This is a genomic window from Streptomyces lacrimifluminis (assembly GCF_014646095.1).
GTDB classification, from domain to species: domain Bacteria; phylum Actinomycetota; class Actinomycetes; order Streptomycetales; family Streptomycetaceae; genus Streptomyces; species Streptomyces lacrimifluminis.
In genome coordinates this window covers 665,859-681,665 of the sequence record NZ_BMMU01000001.1, presented here as the reverse complement: position 1 = coordinate 681,665, position 15,807 = coordinate 665,859, and the positions used below count along the sequence as shown (strand labels likewise).

At 72.1% G+C, this 15,807-nt stretch carries 11 protein-coding genes; 6 read left to right on the top strand and 5 right to left on the bottom strand.

Annotated features, from left to right (window positions below; translation table 11 throughout):
- Positions 1–12: 12 nt before the first annotated feature.
- The 3 genes from IEY89_RS03125 to IEY89_RS03115 all read right to left on the bottom strand — a co-directional run bounded on the left by IEY89_RS03125 (position 13) and on the right by IEY89_RS03115 (position 5,659).
- Positions 13–1,506 (bottom strand): DUF5719 family protein, encoded by a 1,494-nt coding sequence (locus IEY89_RS03125; protein WP_189145637.1) that lies wholly within the window; start codon positions 1,504–1,506, stop codon positions 13–15.
- Complete coding sequence (locus tag IEY89_RS03120) at positions 1,503–5,180, bottom strand: glycosyltransferase family 2 protein (protein WP_189145636.1); 3,678 nt, start codon at positions 5,178–5,180, stop codon at positions 1,503–1,505. Before IEY89_RS03120 ends, IEY89_RS03125 begins: the two co-directional genes overlap by 4 nt.
- Positions 5,181–5,395: 215 nt before the next feature.
- A complete protein-coding gene (locus IEY89_RS03115; RefSeq protein ID WP_010034659.1) occupies positions 5,396–5,659 on the bottom strand; it encodes a WhiB family transcriptional regulator in 264 nt (87 codons plus the stop codon).
- Positions 5,660–6,330: 671 nt separating this feature from the next.
- Here IEY89_RS03115 and IEY89_RS03110 point away from each other — a divergent pair.
- The 4 genes from IEY89_RS03110 (at position 6,331) to IEY89_RS03095 (ending at position 10,436) form a co-directional block, all read left to right on the top strand.
- On the top strand, positions 6,331–6,825 hold the full coding sequence (locus tag IEY89_RS03110) for a cysteine dioxygenase (protein ID WP_189145635.1): 495 nt from the start codon (positions 6,331–6,333) through the stop codon (positions 6,823–6,825).
- Between the two features lie 111 nt (positions 6,826–6,936).
- The gene (cofD, locus tag IEY89_RS03105; RefSeq protein ID WP_189145634.1) at positions 6,937–7,896 is read left to right on the top strand and encodes a 2-phospho-L-lactate transferase; all 960 of its coding nucleotides are present in this window, start codon (positions 6,937–6,939) and stop codon (positions 7,894–7,896) included.
- The gene (locus IEY89_RS03100; RefSeq protein WP_373287177.1) at positions 7,893–9,281 is read left to right on the top strand and encodes a coenzyme F420-0:L-glutamate ligase; all 1,389 of its coding nucleotides are present in this window, start codon (positions 7,893–7,895) and stop codon (positions 9,279–9,281) included. The genes cofD and IEY89_RS03100 overlap by 4 nt, the downstream gene beginning before the upstream one ends.
- A gap of 138 nt (positions 9,282–9,419) precedes the next feature.
- Entirely contained in the window at positions 9,420–10,436 is a 1,017-nt protein-coding gene (locus IEY89_RS03095) for a DNA-3-methyladenine glycosylase family protein (RefSeq protein ID WP_189145633.1), read from the top strand.
- 457 nt (positions 10,437–10,893) lie between these two features.
- On the opposite strand, the gene manB is transcribed toward IEY89_RS03095, so the two are convergent.
- Both manB and IEY89_RS03085 read right to left on the bottom strand, forming a co-directional pair.
- Positions 10,894–11,976 (bottom strand): mannose-1-phosphate guanylyltransferase, encoded by a 1,083-nt coding sequence (gene manB, locus IEY89_RS03090; RefSeq protein WP_189145632.1) that lies wholly within the window; start codon positions 11,974–11,976, stop codon positions 10,894–10,896.
- A 58-nt stretch (positions 11,977–12,034) separates the two neighbouring features.
- The gene (locus IEY89_RS03085) at positions 12,035–13,465 is read right to left on the bottom strand and encodes a peptidoglycan recognition protein family protein (RefSeq protein WP_229695022.1); all 1,431 of its coding nucleotides are present in this window, start codon (positions 13,463–13,465) and stop codon (positions 12,035–12,037) included.
- Between the two features lie 138 nt (positions 13,466–13,603).
- Here IEY89_RS03085 and IEY89_RS03080 point away from each other — a divergent pair, with 138 nt between their 5' ends.
- Positions 13,604–14,362, top strand: a complete 759-nt coding sequence (locus IEY89_RS03080; protein WP_189145630.1) for a TIGR03089 family protein — start codon at positions 13,604–13,606, stop codon at positions 14,360–14,362.
- Positions 14,363–14,642: 280 nt separating this feature from the next.
- Entirely contained in the window at positions 14,643–15,779 is a 1,137-nt protein-coding gene (locus IEY89_RS03075; protein ID WP_229695021.1) for an LCP family protein, read from the top strand.
- Positions 15,780–15,807: the final 28 nt, after the last annotated feature.

Below are 15,807 nucleotides of genomic sequence, written 5' to 3'. Positions count from 1 at the left end.
TCCCGCTGACCGTCACTTCTGCAGTACCGACAGGTCCTGCTCCGCGTCCGGCACCGCCACCGTCCCCCGGTCGTCCGGCAGCGTCTGGATCGTGAACGCCGGGATGCCGTTCGCCGGGGCCGCGAGGGTCCGGGACGCGTAGAGGGGTCCCCCGGAGACCCGCTCCACCGTCAGCGCGTACGTGCCCTTCAGGCCGGCCGGGGCGGGGAGTTCGACGTCCTGGGTGGTCCCGCCCTTGATCGTGTACGTCTTCGTCGCCGCCGTACCGCCCTCGCTGCCCGCGGATGCCGTGACCTTCACCCGGGCGGCGCGGCCCGGGGCGGTCAGGGAGAGCGTGGTGCCCTTGGCGGTGTTGTCGACGACCGTCGCGCGCGCGGAGACCGGGCCCGTGGCCGGGATGAAAGCGGTCTCCTGCTTGGCACCCTTGCCGCGTACGACCTCCAGGGCGGCAACGAACGGCACCGCCCTGTCGGTCGGGGTGAGCACCAGGGAGCCCGCCTCGCCGCGCGTGAGGTCACCGAGGTCGACGGCCGCCGTCATGCCCGCCTTGATGTGCAGCGTCTCGGCGCCGACCGGGGTGATCAGGCCGGTCGGGGAGGCGAGGCGCACCTTCAGGTCGGCGTCGCTGTCGCTGGGCGTGAAGGCGATCAGGCGCACGGAGGTGGCGTCCTTGGGGATGCCCGGCAGGACCAGGCTGCCCGCCGGTTCCGCGGACGCGGTCAGCCAGTCGCCGCCGGTCTTCGCGTCCAGGGCCTGGACGGCGGCGCCGACCCGGCCGCTGCGCACGCTCACGTGCACGGTGAGGTCGGCCTGCGGTCCGTCGGTGAGCGTGGACAGCAGAATCGGCTCGCTGCCGTGCGGCGGAACCGTGATCCCCTCGCCCACCTCGGACTTGAGGCTGCCGTCCTTGCCGTACAGCTCGATGTCGACGACAGCGGCGGAGTCGTCCGGGTTGGTCAGGTGCACGTAGTCCGTGCGGTCGGCGGCGGTGCTGGCGCCCGGGAACCAGAACTCGGTGTCCGGGACGGTGCAGTTGACGCCCAGCAGGCCGCGTCCGGTGCCTGCGGCGACCTGGGTGGTCTCCTGCACGGTCCAGCCCGGCGCCAGCTTTCCCTCGGCGGTGCCGACGAGCGCGGGCGTGTCACCGCCCGAGGCGTCACCGGTGACGGACTTGCCGGGCTCCCCGGGGGTGAGGACGGGCTTGGTGGCCTTCGGCGTGCCCTTCCCCTTGGCCCCGGTGGCCGACTCCGCGGTGGCGGCGGCCAGTTCGGCCTTGCCGTCGCTCCCGGTGCCCTCCGTGACGGGCGTGAAGGACGTGTACGTCGTCTCCGCGAGGTCGGACGTGCTGGGAGCCGGGCAGAGCAGGCTCGTGCGCTCCACGGGCAGCTGGGCGGCGGCCTTGGCCGTGTCCGCGTCGGACGCGTCCGGGGTGCTGAGCGAGGCGAAGCCGGTGACGGCGGCGAGCGCGGTCGTGCCGGCGATCAGGGAGATGGTGGTGCGTTTCACTGCTGGCTCCCGTCGGGGTGCTCACCCTGCGGGTGTGGCTGCTGTGGCTGCTGCGGCTGGGCCGGGTCGTACGCGGGGTCGTAACCCTGGGTGTACGTCTGGTCGTACGCCGTCGGCTGCGGCGAACCGCCGTACGCGTACGGGTCGTACTGGCCGCTCTGGTACGGATCCCCCTGGTACGCCGGGTCGTAGGTGCCCGGCGGGTACTGCTGGGTGTTCTGGTACTGGTCGGCGCTGTAGCCGTCGTACTGGGTGCCCGCGTAGGCCGCCGTGTTCCATTCGTCGCCGTACGGCTGCTGCTGCGGGATCGCGGCCGGGTGCTCCTCCGGAGGAGGCGAGGTGGCGGAGGGGAACTCGGCCTGGTCGTCGGCCTGTTCGGTCTGGTCGGCCTCCGCCTGGGCGCGCAGGCGGCGGGCGCGGCGGCCCTCGCCGGTGGTGTCCTGGGCGGGGATCTGGCGCTCTTCCTCGGGAAGGTCGTCGTCGACGTCCCGGCGGCGGCCCGGCAGGGCCATGACGACGAGGACGACGGCGAGCGCGCCCTGCGTCCACAGCCAGGCGGTGTGGCCGACCGGGGTGTCGAAGGTGACGTCCAGCTTCCCTCCGGAGGAGGGAAGCTCGAAGCCCTGGGCCCAGCCGTCGAGAGTGGTGGGGGTGAGGGGCCTGCCGTCCAGCGTGGCCGTCCATGACTCGTCGACGGCGTCGGCGAGGCGCAGGACGCGGCTGCCGGAGCCGGCCGGGATCGTGGTGTGGATGTCGACGGGTCCGGCGGCGACGGGCTGCGCGTCGCCGGAGCCGGACGCCGGGACGATGGCTGCACGCGAAACCTGCTGGTCGACGCGCCACAGGGCACCGCCGTCCTGCTGGCTGAGCCTGGTCAGGCCTGGTGTGGCGTCGAGGACGCGGCCGACCTGGCGGGGCGCGCCCTTGTGGACGAGGACGTAGCGCACGGCGAAGCCGCCGAGTTCGTCGGCCTGGTCGGCGCCGGAGCCCGCGACGAGGTTGGCGACGACCTTGTCGAGGAGTTCGTTCTCACCGCTCTGTGCGGCGAGTTCGCCGTCGCCGAGGCGGACGCCGGATCCGCGGACGAGGGTGTAGCCGACGCGGGCGGTGGAGTCGCTGGCCAGGACCAGGGTGCGGGCCTGGTCGCGGGTGCCGCTCTCCTCGGCGACGAAGGCGGGCACCTGGACAGGGTCACGCCGTTCCACAGGACCGTCGGCGCCGCCGATCATCCAGCCGGCGGCGAGCAGCAGTGGGCCCGCCGCGGCGGCGAACGCGATCAGCGCGGCGACCGGCTGACGCCAGCCGAAGCTCTGCTCGGCCACGCGCGAGCGTGCCCCGTCGGCGCCGAGCGCGGCGGCGGCCAGCAGGGCGAGGCCGTAGACGAGGGTGGCGGGTCCGGCCCACGTCGAACTGTTCGAGAGGACCGCGAAGACGAGCGCCACCAGGGCGACCGCCCAGGCGGCCCAGATGCCGAACTGGCGCTCGGTGCGCAGCAGGGCGGCCAGTGCGGCCAGCACGACGCCGATGAGCATCAGCCCGCTGACCGTGCCGGGGCCGCCCGGGCTGGCGCTGAGGAGGTCGAGGGCGCCCGCGGAGCCGGAGCCGTACTCCAGGCCGGCTTCCTGGAAGAAGCCGAACGGGAGCAGGGACAGCGACCAGGGGGCCAGCACCAGCAGGGGCACGCCGAGCTGGGCCAGGAAGCGCAGCCCGTAGGCGGTGATCTCGCCCCGCCGCACGACGAGGAGCGCGAGACCGAGCAGCAGGGCGATGGGCCACACGATCGGCGTGAAGGCGGTGGTGATCGTCAGCAGCAGCGTGTACGCCCAGGTGGCACGCCAGCTGCCGCGCGCCCCCGACGCGTGCGTCAGACCGCTTGCCGCGACGCCCGCGCGGGCCATCAGCGGCAGCAGGACGGCGAGTACGGCGGTGCCGATCCGGCCGCCCGCCAGCGCGCCGGTGGTGGCGGGCAGGAAGGCGTAGACGACGGCGGCCCACGCGCGCAGGAGCCGTGATTCGACGAGCGGGCGGGAGGCGAAGTACGCGGTGAAGCCGGCCAGTGGCACCGAGGCGATCAGCAGGACGGTGACCGCGAGGCCCGCCGAGCCGAACAGCGTGGAGGCGAGCATCGCGACGAGCGCCAGATAGGGCGGCGCCGACGATGTGTCGCCCACGCCCACCGGATGCCAGGCGTCCAGATAACGCGCCCAGAGTTCGGCGGAGTCGGCCGGCGCGGGCAGCAGCGCGCCGCCCACGAGGGCGCCGCCGCCGAGCAGTCCACGGCAGGCGACGAGCGAGACGAGCAGGAGGACGAGGAAGAGCACCGGGCCGGGCTTGCGGGCGATGCGCTTGAGGCGGACGAACTGCTCGACCTCCAGGAAGTCGGCGTCGTCACCCCCGGGCCCGGACTCGACAGCGCCGCCGTGCCGGCCCGCGCCCGAGGTGACCTCGGGGTCGGAGCGGCCGCCGAAGTCGCCGGCGACCTGTTCGATGGTGGCCCGCACGGTCGCGCCGGGCGGCGGGAACAGGGCTCGCAGCTCGCCCTTGTCGATCCGGGCGGCGCCTCGTCGGCGGCGCCCCGCGATGATCCGCTCGGGCCGAAGGAGGGTGCCCAGGAGGCCGCGGATCTCGTCGACGGCCTGTCCGGGGACCTTGCCGACCAGGTACGCCACCACGCGGACCAGCGTGCCGAGCACCACGCGCAGCAGCACCCAGGGCAGCTGCGCCGTACGGCTGTTGACGAGCAGGGTGTAGACGGCGCCGGCCTTGTCGACCTTGTGCGGGGACGCGGAGGTGCGGCCCACGCAGTCGACGGTGCGACGCTCGCGGGAGGACGCCTCGGCGTGCCGTACGACCGCTTCGGGGGCGACGAGGACACGGTGGCCGGCGGCGGTGGCGCGCCAGCACAGGTCGACGTCGTCACGCATCAGGGGCAGTCGGCGGTCGAAGCCGCCGAGTGCGTCGAAGACGTCCCGCCGTACGAGCATGCCCGCGGTGGACACGGACAGCACCGGGCGGACGTGGTCGTGCTGGCCCTGGTCCTGCTCGCGGCGGTCGAGGCCGGTCCAGCGGCGGCCGGAGTTGGCGATGGTGACGCCGACTTCGAGGAGCTGTCTGCGGTCGTACCAGCCCCGCAGTTTGGGGCCGACCACCGCGATGTCGTCGCCCCGGCCCAACTCGTGCTCGTGCTCCACGACCCGCAACATCTGGGCCAGGGCGTCCGGGTCGGGGGCGCAGTCGTCGTGCAGCAGCCAGAGCCATTGCACCGGCTCACCGTGGGGCAGCTCGGGCATGTCGTACGCGTCGTCGCGCCAGCTGCGGGTGACGGGGTCCCAGCCGCTGGGGCGCTTCAGGTACGTCAGCTCGTCCGGGGTGAGGACGGGCGCGGTGCGGTTGGCCTCCTCGACGGCCTGGCCGAAGCCGGTGCGGCGGGCGAGGTGCAGGACGCGGTCGGCGCCGAGGGCTTCGGTGACCAGCTGGGCGGAGTCGTCCGCGCTGCCGGTGTCGGCCGCCATGACGTTCTGCACCGGGCGCTCCTGCCCGAGCAGTCCGGCGAGCACCTCGGGCAGCCAGCGGGCGCCGTCGTGGGAGACGAGTACCGCGGTCACCACGTGACGCGGGAACTCGGGCGTGGTGGCAGTGCCGTAGTCGGCTGCCGTGTGGCTGTGCGCGGACATCGAGGTACGGGCCCCGGTTCGGTGGACTGTGGTGGACGCCTGTGCCCTCTGTGAGCGGCGGGGCGTCTCGGACGAACAGCCACACTATCGGCTGGGCAGCACGGCGGCCCGCCGCCTGTGGACAACCCCACCCGCGACGGGCCGTTCGTTGTGCCGCGTTGCCGTGTTCTGCGTAGTCGCTGTGCCGCGTTACGTGGAGCCCGGTGCCGTACGCCTCAGACCGCGGCCTTCTTCAGCCGACGGCGTTCCCGCTCGGACAGCCCGCCCCAGATGCCGAAGCGTTCGTCGTTCGCGAGGGCGTACTCAAGGCACTCGGAGCGGACCTCGCACGCGAGGCAGACCTTCTTGGCCTCGCGGGTCGAGCCGCCCTTCTCGGGGAAGAAGGACTCGGGGTCGGTCTGGGCGCACAGCGCGCGCTCCTGCCAGCCGAGTTCCTCGTCCGCGTCGTCGACCAGCAGTTGCTGCACCGTCTCGGTCATGTGCGCCCCTCGTCTGTCTTTCGCGTCCCCGTGAGGTTGCCGCTGACCGGTATCGGCCGAACGACACGAGTGAAATTACAAGTGTGCTGATCCGGGCGAGTCAAGCCGAGATCTGCTATTGGGCCTCTTATTCACTCTGCGGAACCAAGGCCATGCGGAAAGTGTTCAAATCGGCATAAACCTTGACAGAGCAGAGGAGGCCCCGGGGGACGCCTACCCCCGCACAGCGCCTGTACGGGGGAGGACGCCCAGAAGTTCGATCTCGTTCCGAGCTCAGTGCGCCTGGTTGTGCGCCATGTGTCCCCGAAGGCGGGGGAACAAACCTTTCACCTGGGAGGTGAACCGGATGAGGTGAAACATGTCCCACATACCGGGCGTCGAGTTGACAGTGCTGGTGTGAACCGATGTCCTTGTGGGCATGCTCGCGAACTTGGCACTCACCTCGACCCGCCCCGCGCGGTCCCTCGGTGCTGACCGTGTTCGCTGTAGCTGTTGTTGCTGTTCCAGCTGTTGAGCCCAACGCGCTCCGGCTGCCTTTGAGTCCACCGCGACTCGGCTGCTGTTCCCCGAAGCCCACACCAGGGCGATGCCTTTCCCGCCCGTGACCCGGGCGGACGGTACGCGACACCCAGCCAGCCCCCACACTTCTCCCGCCGAGGACTCCGCACTCCATGAACAGCGACAGCGACCTCCAGATCGCCGGCGACATCCTCGAAGTACCGCACCTCCTCCAGGCGCCGCGCGAGCACCCGGCCACCGTCGCCGACTTCGTCGGCCTGGCCCGCACCATCGCCGCGGACCGCTCCCAGTGGGCGCACCTCGTCCAGTACGACGCGACCTCGCGCTGGTACCACCGGTTGCGCACCGGCCCCGGTTACGAGGTGTGGCTGCTCTCCTGGGTCCCCGGGCAGGGCAGCGGGCTGCACGACCACGGCGGTTCGTCGGGCGTCCTGACGGTCCTGGACGGGCAGCTGACCGAGCGGACCGACCGCGGCACGCGCGCGTTGCGGGCGGGTTCGCAGCGAGTGTTCGCTCCGGGGTACGTCCACGAGGTGGTCAACGACAGCCTCGAACCCGCCGTGAGCCTGCACATCTACTACCCGGGCCTGACGGAGATGCCGATGCACGCTGCGCGCTGCTCGCCGTCGGTGGCCGTGACCGGCTGAGAACGACCGAGAACGGTCGGGAACGGTCGGGAACGGCTGACAGCGGGGCTTCGCGGCCGGGCCCGGCGACCGGTCGACTCGTTGTCGTACCCGCCTGCAAGACTTGGCCGCATGCGCATTGTGGTTCTGGCAGGCGGCATCGGCGGTGCCCGGTTCCTGCGCGGTCTTCAGCGGGCCGTGCCGGACGCGGACATCACCGTCATCGGCAACACCGGGGACGACATTCACCTGTTCGGGCTGAAGGTCTGCCCCGATCTCGACACGGTGATGTACACCCTCGGCGGCGGCATCAACGAGGAGCAGGGCTGGGGGCGGACCGACGAGACCTTCCATCTGAAGGAGGAGCTCGCGGCGTACGGCGTCGGGCCGGAGTGGTTCGGACTCGGCGACCGGGACTTCGCCACGCACATCGTGCGGACGCAGATGCTCGGCGCGGGCTATCCGCTGAGCGCCGTCACCGAGGCGCTGTGCGACCGGTGGAAGCCCGGGGTGCGGCTCATCCCGATGTCCGACGACCGTGTGGAGACGCATGTCGCCGTCGAGGTGGACGGCGAGCGCAAGGCCGTCCACTTCCAGGAGTACTGGGTGCGGCTGCGGGCCTCCGTGCCGGCCGAGGCCATCGTGCCGGTCGGCGCGGAACAGGCGAAGCCGGCACCTGGGGTCCTTGAGGCGATCGCCGACGCCGACGTGATCCTCTTCCCGCCCTCCAACCCGGTGGTGTCCGTCGGGACGATCCTGGCCGTGCCCGGGATCCGCGAGGCGATCGCCGAGGCCGGCGTGCCCGTAGTGGGCCTCTCCCCCATCGTCGGGGACGCGCCCGTGCGCGGGATGGCCGACAAGGTGCTCGCGGCGGTGGGCGTGGAGGCCACGGCGGCGGCGGTCGCCGAGCACTACGGCTCGGGGCTGCTGGACGGCTGGCTCGTCGACACGGTCGACGCGGGCGCGGTGGAGCGGGTGGAGACGGCGGGCATCCGCTGCCGTGCCGTGCCGCTGATGATGACGGACGTGGAGGCGTCGGCGCGGATGGCGCGCGAGGCGCTCGCGCTGGCGGAGGAGGTGCGGGGCGCTTGAGCGGCGAGCTTTCCGGTGAGGGTGCCAGCGGTACCGGTGGCGGTCGCGGAACAGGCGACGGTGGCGGTGGCCGTGGCCGTGGCGGTGACGGGTATCAGGTCTGGGCCGTGGGTGGGCTGCCCGAGGTTCAGCGGGGGGACGACCTCGCGAAGCTCATCGCCGCCGCCGAGCCCGGGCTGCGCGACGGGGACGTGCTGCTCGTCACCTCGAAGATCGTGTCCAAGGCCGAGGGCCGCGTCGTCGAGGCGGCCGACCGGGAGGCCGCCATCGACGCCGAGACCGTGCGGGTCGTCGCCCGGCGCGGATCGCTGCGGATCGTGGAGAACCGGCAGGGGCTGGTGATGGCCGCGGCCGGCGTCGACGCCTCCAACACGCCTTCCGGGACGGTGCTGTTGCTGCCCGAGGATCCCGACGCGTCCGCACGTGCCGTCCGGGACGGGCTCCGGGACGCGCTGGGCGTCAACGTCGGGGTCGTCGTGACCGACACCTTCGGGCGACCCTGGCGCGCGGGGCTCACGGACGTGGCGATCGGCGCCGCGGGCGTGCACGTGCTCGACGATCTGCGCGGGGGCACGGACGCGTACGGCAATCCGCTCTCCGCGACGGTCGTGGCGACCGCCGATGAGCTGGCCGCCGCCGGGGACCTGGTCAAGGGCAAGGCTTCGGGGCTGCCTGTGGCCGTCGCGCGCGGGCTGCCGCATGTGGTGGTCGAGGGTGACAGCGAGGGGACGGGGGCGCGGGCCATGGTGCGCGACGCCCGCGACGACATGTTCCGGCTCGGTACGTCGGAGGCCGTGCGGGAGGCGGTGACCCAGCGTCGTACGGTGCGGGCCTTCACCGACGAACCCGTCGACCCCGGTGCGGTACGGCGGGCGGTGGCCGCCGCGGTGACCGCGCCCGCTCCGCATCACACGACGCCCTGGCGCTTCGTCCTGCTGGAGTCGGAGCGGTCGCGGACCGAACTGCTCGACGCGATGCGGGACGCCTGGATCGCGGATCTGCGCCGGGACGGGAGGAGCGAGGCGTCCGTCGCGAAGCGGGTGCGGCGGGGGGATGTGCTGCGGGGGGCGCCGTATCTCGTGGTGCCCTGTCTGGTGATGGACGGGTCGCACACGTACGGGGACGCTCGGCGGGACGGGGCCGAGCGGGAGATGTTCGTGGTCGCGGCCGGGGCCGGGGTCCAGAACTTCCTCGTCGCGCTCGCCGGTGAGCGGCTCGGGTCCGCGTGGGTGTCCTCGACGATGTTCTGCCGGGATGTCGTGCGGGAGGTGCTGGGGCTGCCGTCCGGGTGGGATCCGATGGGGGCGGTCGCGGTCGGGCATCCGGCGGAGGCGCCGCGAGCTCGGGTGGATCGGGATGCGGGGGCGTTCATCGAGGTGCGGTGAGATGCGGGGCAGGGCTGTGCGGCGCGGGGCAGGGTGGTGCGGGGCTGCGCGGCAGGGCGGTGCGGTGCGTTTGGGGGCTTCCGTCTTTAGAGGGTTTGCTTCTTCTGGGTTTGTTTCTCGCGTGCTAGGAACGGTTTCGTGGCAGGACGGTTCGCTTCTCGGCCTTCGCAGCCCACCCGTACGACTGTGCGGGGTGGGCATGTCGTCGTGCCCGGTGGGGTGCCCCGGCAGGCCGGCGCGCCGGGGCGGACGCGGACCTGGGCGCCCGGTGTGCCGCTCGACCTCGGGCTGGTGCTGGGGCCGTTGCGGCGGGGGCCGGGCGACCCCACGTTCCGTGCGGCGCCGGACGGGTCTGTGTGGCGGGCCAGCCGTACGCCTGCCGGGGCCGGGACGTTGCGGGTCGCGCTGCGGGACTCGGTGGTCCGGGCGGAGGCGTGGGGGCCCGGGGCCGAGTGGTTGCTGGAGCGGTTGCCCGAGTTGCTGGGGGCGGCCGACGATCCCGAGGTGTTCGCGCCTCGGCACCGGATTGTCGCGCTCGCGCGGCATCGGCGGCCGGGGCTGCGGCTGACGCGGACCGGGCTGGTCATGGAGTCGCTGATTCCGTCCGTACTGGAGCAGAAGGTCACGACCGATGAGGCGTATCGGGCCTGGCGGTTGCTCGTACGGAAGTTCGGGGAACCTGCGCCTGGGCCCGAAGGTATGCCCCAAGGGTTGTTTGTTGTGCCTGCGGCTCGGGACTGGGCTCTGATTCCGTCCTGGGAGTGGCATCGGGCCGGGGTCGACGACAAGCGGGCGTCGACGATTCTGCGGGCGGTTCGGGTCGCGGGGCGGCTGGAGGAGGCTGTGGCGCTGGATCCGGAGCGGGCGCGGGCTCGGTTGGAGGTGGTTCCCGGGGTGGGGCCGTGGACCTCGGCGGAGGTTGTGCAGCGGAGTCATGGGGCCGCGGATGCGGTGACCGTGGGGGATCTGCATCTGCCGGGGATCGTCGGGTTCGCGCTGGCGGGGGATCGGGATGCGGATGACGAGGTGATGTTGTCGTTGCTGGAGCCGTATGCGGGGCAGCGGCATCGGGCGGCTCGGCTGATCTTGTTGAGTGGGCGTACACCGGGGAGGCGGGGGCCGCGTATGCGTAAGGGGGATATCGGGCGGCTTTGAGGGGGGCGGTTTCTTCGCCCCCGCCGCCCCTACCCGTCCCATCCTGAACCTGGGGGCTGCGCCCCCAGACCCCCCAACGGCCCTGAACGGGCCTTGTCCTCAAACGCCGGACGGGCTGAAATGCGGGCCGGTGCTGAGGAAGTACCGGCCGACTGGAGGGGTGCCGCCTGGGCTGCCGAACGGCGGGGGCGGGTGGGTGGGAAACACGCTTGAGCTGAACGCGGCCTGGCCTCCGGGCGCTGGGCGGGGTTACGCGCTCGGCGCCGGCCCGAAGACAAAGGGTGAACGGGTGGGTGGGGAACGCCCTTGGGCTGAACGCGCCCTGGCCTCCCAGCGCCGGGCGAGATCACGTGCCCAGGGCCAGCCCGGAGGCAAACGGTGAACGGGCGGGTGCGTGGGTGGGAACCGCCCTTGGGCTGAACGCGTCGCCGGGGACTGGGCTGTGGCCCCTGTTGGGTTATTGGTCGGACGAGAAGCGGAGGGCGCCCGCTGGGATTCTCGCGTCGCACCACACCCGTACGCCTTCCCTGAGTTCGTTGTCGGCGCCGATGATCGCGCCGTCGCCGATCACCGTGCCCGTGAGGACCGAGCGTTCGCCCACGCGGGCCCTCGTGCCGATCAGGGAGTCGGTGATGACCGCGCCCGGTTCGACCACCGCGCCCGCCAGGATCGTGCTGCCCGAGACGCGTGCCCCCTGCGCCACGAACGCGCCCTCGCCGACCACCGTGCCGCCGGTCAGCTTGGCGTCGGGGGCCACCCGGGCGGAGGGGAGGATCAGCCGGTCGCCGCAGCGGCCGGGGACGGCCGGGGACGGGGCACGGCCCAGGACCAGGTCCGCCGAGCCGCGGACGAAGGCCGCCGGGGTGCCCAGGTCCAGCCAGTACGTCGAGTCCACCAGGCCCTGCAGGTGGGCGCCGACGGAGAGGAGTTCCGGGAACGTCTCCCGTTCCACCGACACCGGGCGGCCTGCCGGGATCGTGTCGATGACGGAGCGGCGGAAGACGTACGCCCCCGCGTTGATCTGGTCGGTGACGATCTCCTCGGGGGTTTGCGGTTTCTCCAGGAACGCTGTCACCCGGCCTGTCTCGTCCGTGGGGACCAGGCCGTAGGCCCTCGGGTCCGTTACGCGGGTGAGGTGGAGGGAGACGTCCGCCCGCGTCGACTCGTGGGTGCGGACCAGGGCCCTGATGTCCAGGCCGGTGAGGATGTCGCCGTTGAAGACGAGGACCGGGTCGTCGGGGGCGGAGTGGAGGCGCGAGGCCACGTTGCGGATCGCGCCGCCCGTGCCGAGGGGTTCGTCCTCGGTGACGTACTCCAGGTGGAGGCCGAGCGACGAGCCGTCTCCGAAGTGCGGTTCGAAGACCTCGGCCAGGTAGGACGTCGCCAGGACGATGTGCTCCACCCCCGCCGCTCTCGCTCGCGCCAGCTGGTGGGTGAGGAAGGGGACCCCGGCCGCCGGGACCATCGGCTTCGGGGTGTGCACGGTGAGCGGACGCAGCCGGGTGCCCTTGCCGCCGACCAGAAGGATCGCTTCTGTCACCTGTCGTCTCTGCTTCCTGCCGGGACCGACCGAAACGCCGTCCGGTCGGCCGAAGTCCTCAGCGCCCCTGGTATTTGGCCGCCGTTTTGCGCGCCGAGCCGAGCCTGTCGTACAGCAGTCGGCCCGGGCACTCGGTGGCGAAGCCGTCCCGGTGGCCGGAGATCGTGTTCAGTCGTACGTTCTTTCCCTTTGGGTAGAGATTGCCACCACCCGACTTCAGGTATGTCTTCCCGTTCGGATTGACCCCGTACAGACCCAGCTTCCAGGCGGTCAGCCGGGCGATCGCGCCCACTGACGCTTTGGACGGCTTGGAGCTGCCGAAAGTTCCGAGGACGGCGATCCCCATGCTGTCGGTGTTGAATCCGAGCGTGTGTGCGCCCATCACGGGCTTCGCCAGGCCCCCGGCGCGCCCCTCGTAGATGTTTCCGCACCGGTCGACGAGGAAGTTGTAGCCGATGTCCCGCCAGCCGCTGCTCTCCACGTGGTAGCGGTAGATACCGCGGATGAGGGACGGGACGTCCGAGCACCAGTACCTGTTGCCCGAGGCCGTGTGGTGCACGAAGGCCGCCTTCACCTTCTTCGTGAAGACGAAACCGCGTTCGCGCAGCGTCTCGTCCGCACCCCAGCCGCGACGCGTGACGATCCGCGGGCGCGGGCCGATGTACGGCTTCGCCTGTCGCTCTTCCGATACCGGTACCGATACCGATACCGATGCCGTTCCCGTCTCCTGTCGCCGCCGCAGCGTCAGCGCCTCTTCTTCCGTCTGCTGTCTGGTCAGGGCCGGGATCTCGGTGACGCCGAGGGGAGCGAGGTCCGCGTTGGCCGCGGCCGACTCCGCGGACGCGGCGGACGCGGGGGCGTGTTCGGTCTCCGGCGTCCCCATGGCGCGCGTGCGCTGTCCCACGGGTGCCGCGGGTGCCGTACCCGGGTCCACCAGTTCGAGGCGCAGGCCCGCCGGGAGGGGGGAACCGGCGCCCGGCGCGTCTCCCCCGCCGTCCGCCCGTACGCGAACCTCCACGCCGTCCGAGTCGCCCACCCACAGCGGTGCCGTGGAGCCACGGACCCGGCCCGAGACGCGTTCGGCGGTGTCGGGGTCGGCCGCGTGCTCGTGGTTGTGCGTCTCGACGTCCTGCCAGCCGGACCAGTGACCGCCGCCGGCCTCCCGGGTACGGACCTGGACCCTGCCGTGCAGCTCGGTGTCCGGGTTGTCCCAGACGACGCCGACCAGCGAGAAGTGCCGTACGTCCGGACGGTAGAGGCCCTGTTCGGTGGCCGGGCCGAGGGTGCGGTCGCCGGGGCTGGGGGCGAGCGGGAGCGACTGGGTGCTGCCGGGGACGGCGGAGGCGGCGGGCGCCGCCGGGGCCACCTTCGCCGGTCCTGCCTCGGCGGGTCTCGCCGAGGCGGAGGCCAGGGTTGTGGGCAGGGTCAACGGGAGCGCCAGCGCTGTTGCGCATACGACGCCGATGGAAGAAGAAAGATATCCACGCATGCCCCTGATCCTGGACATAGCCATACATACCTGTCCAACGATGAACTGACGGACCGTCTGCCGCGTTCACCCGAACCGGTGGCTCCGGCGGTCGGCCCGCGCCCACCGCCACGCGCGCTCTTGCGTACCCTTGCGCGGGTGAACGCCACCGACCGTACCCCTGCCGACCTGCTGCGTTCCGCGCTCGCCGCGGACCCCGCACGCCCTCTGGTGACCTTCTACGACGACGCCACGGGCGAACGCGTGGAATTGTCCGTGGCCACCTTCGCCAATTGGGTGGCCAAGACCGCGAATCTCCTCCAGGGCGAGCTGTCCGCCGAACCCGGTGACCGGGTCGCCCTGCTGTTGCCCGCGCACTGGCAGACGGCGGTGTGGCTGCTGGCGTGTTCGTCGGTGGGTGTCGTCGCGGACATGGCGGGTGAGCCCGGCGCCGCCGACATCGTCGTCAGCGGGCCCGACACACTGGACGTGGCGCGCGCGTGTTCGGGTGAGCGGATCGCTCTCGCGCTGCGGCCGTTGGGCGGGCGGTTTCCGCAGGCTCCGGCCGGCTTCGCCGACTACGCGGTGGAGGTGCCCGGACAGGGGGACCGGTTCGTGCCGTACGCGCCCGTCGATCCGGAGGCGGCGGCGTTGATCGTGGCCGGGGCGGAGTTCACGGGGGCGGAGGTCGTGGAGCGGGCCGCGGCGGATGCGGTGGGCTTCGGGCTCACGGGGCCGGGGTCCCGACTGTTGTCGGGGCTGGGGTACGACACGTGGGAGGGGGTCAGCGCGGGGTTGTACTCGCCGCTCTCCATCGGGGGGTCCGTGGTGTTGTGCCGGCATCTTGAACGGGCGAGTGAGGATGCGGTGGCCCGGCGGGTCGAGGACGAGCGGGTTACGGCTACGCGCCGCGGGTGAGAGGTTGCTGTTTCGGCTGCGGCCCGGTGGGGGCTTGTCGCGCAGTTCCCCGCGCCCCTGGGGGATGCCCGACCCCGACGAACAGTCCTCCCGCCCCACCAGCCGGACGCCTCAAGGCCGCCACAGCCCCGATGGGGGTGTTGCGCAGTTCCCCGCGCCGCTGGGTTCGCCCCTGGTCCGGCGTTCAGTCGTTCGGCCCATCAGCGGGGCACCTGGGCGGTGGCTTCGCGTCATGGTCGTAGGAGCACGTGCTCGTACGACCATGAGGGGGCGCCCAGCCGTGACCGACACCGTACGCACCCTCGGGCCGGGCGCCGGTGCCACCGGGCTCGTACGGCGGCGGCGTTGGCTGCGGTGGGCCGTTCTCGGGGCCGGGGTGCTCTCGCTCGGCGCCGTCGGGATCGGGCTGGGGATCTACGCCAGGCTCGACGGGAACATCACGCCGGATCATGACGCCGCCGCCGAGCTCGCCCGGTACGAGAAGGAACGGCCCACCTCGCTCGTGCGCGGGGCCCGGAACATTCTGCTGATCGGGTCCGACTCGCGGGCCGGGGCCGGGAACCGGAAGTACGGGCGGGACTCCGGGACCGAGCGGTCGGACACGGCCATCCTGCTGCATCTCGCCGCCGACCGGCGCAGCGCCACCGCCATGTCCCTGCCGCGCGACCTGATGGTGGACGTACCGAGCTGTCTGCGGCCGGACGGGAGCCGGGGCGAACCCGTGTTCACGATGCTCAACCAGGCCTTCCAGCAGGGGGGTTCGGCCTGCGCGATCCGTACCGTCGAAATGCTGACGGACATTCGGGTCGACCATCACATGGTGGTCGACTTCACCGGTTTCAAGGACATCGTCGATGCCGTCGACGGGGTCGAGATGTGTCTGGCGAAGCCCGTCGACGACCGGGAGGCCGGACTGCGGCTGCCCGCCGGGAGGGTGACGCTCGACGGCGAGCAGGCGCTCGGCTTCGTGCGTGCGCGGAAGTCTTTCGGCAATGGGAGCGACACCGCGCGGATGGACCGACAGCAGCGTTTTCTCGGGGCACTCGTCACCAAGGTGCAGAGCCACGACGTCCTGCTGAACCCGGTGAAGCTCTATCCCGTGCTCGATGCCGCCACGTCCTCGCTCACCACGGACCCCGCGCTGGCCAGTCTGCGTGGTTTGTACGAATTGGTGCGCGGTATGCGTGACATTCCCACCGAACATGTGCAGTTCCTGACCGTTCCGCGGGAGTCGTACGCCTACGACGCAAATCGTGACCAACTCGTCGAGCCGGACGCCGGTCGGCTGTTCGAGCGATTGCGCACGGACGCACCCGTCGCCGTCACGAAGGAAATGCCGGTTCGGGGTGATTCCTTCACCCGGCCGCCCGTCCCCACTTTTCGCGGCAACACCGCCGCCCGGGACACCTGCGGGTAAAGCGCTCGCCAAGTCGGCGAACGTTAGT

What these genes read in the sequence shown, in the direction of transcription:
- IEY89_RS03120 (WP_189145636.1), bottom strand. Translation starts at nt 5,180, where the DNA reads ATGTCCGCGCACAGCCACACGGCAGCCGACTACGGCACTGCCACCACG.
- IEY89_RS03115 (WP_010034659.1), bottom strand. Translation starts at nt 5,659, where the DNA reads ATGACCGAGACGGTGCAGCAACTGCTGGTCGACGACGCGGACGAGGAA.
- cofD (WP_189145634.1), top strand. Translation starts at nt 6,937, where the DNA reads ATGCGCATTGTGGTTCTGGCAGGCGGCATCGGCGGTGCCCGGTTCCTG.
- IEY89_RS03085 (WP_229695022.1), bottom strand. Translation starts at nt 13,465, where the DNA reads ATGCGTGGATATCTTTCTTCTTCCATCGGCGTCGTATGCGCAACAGCG.
- IEY89_RS03110 (WP_189145635.1), top strand. Translation starts at nt 6,331, where the DNA reads ATGAACAGCGACAGCGACCTCCAGATCGCCGGCGACATCCTCGAAGTA.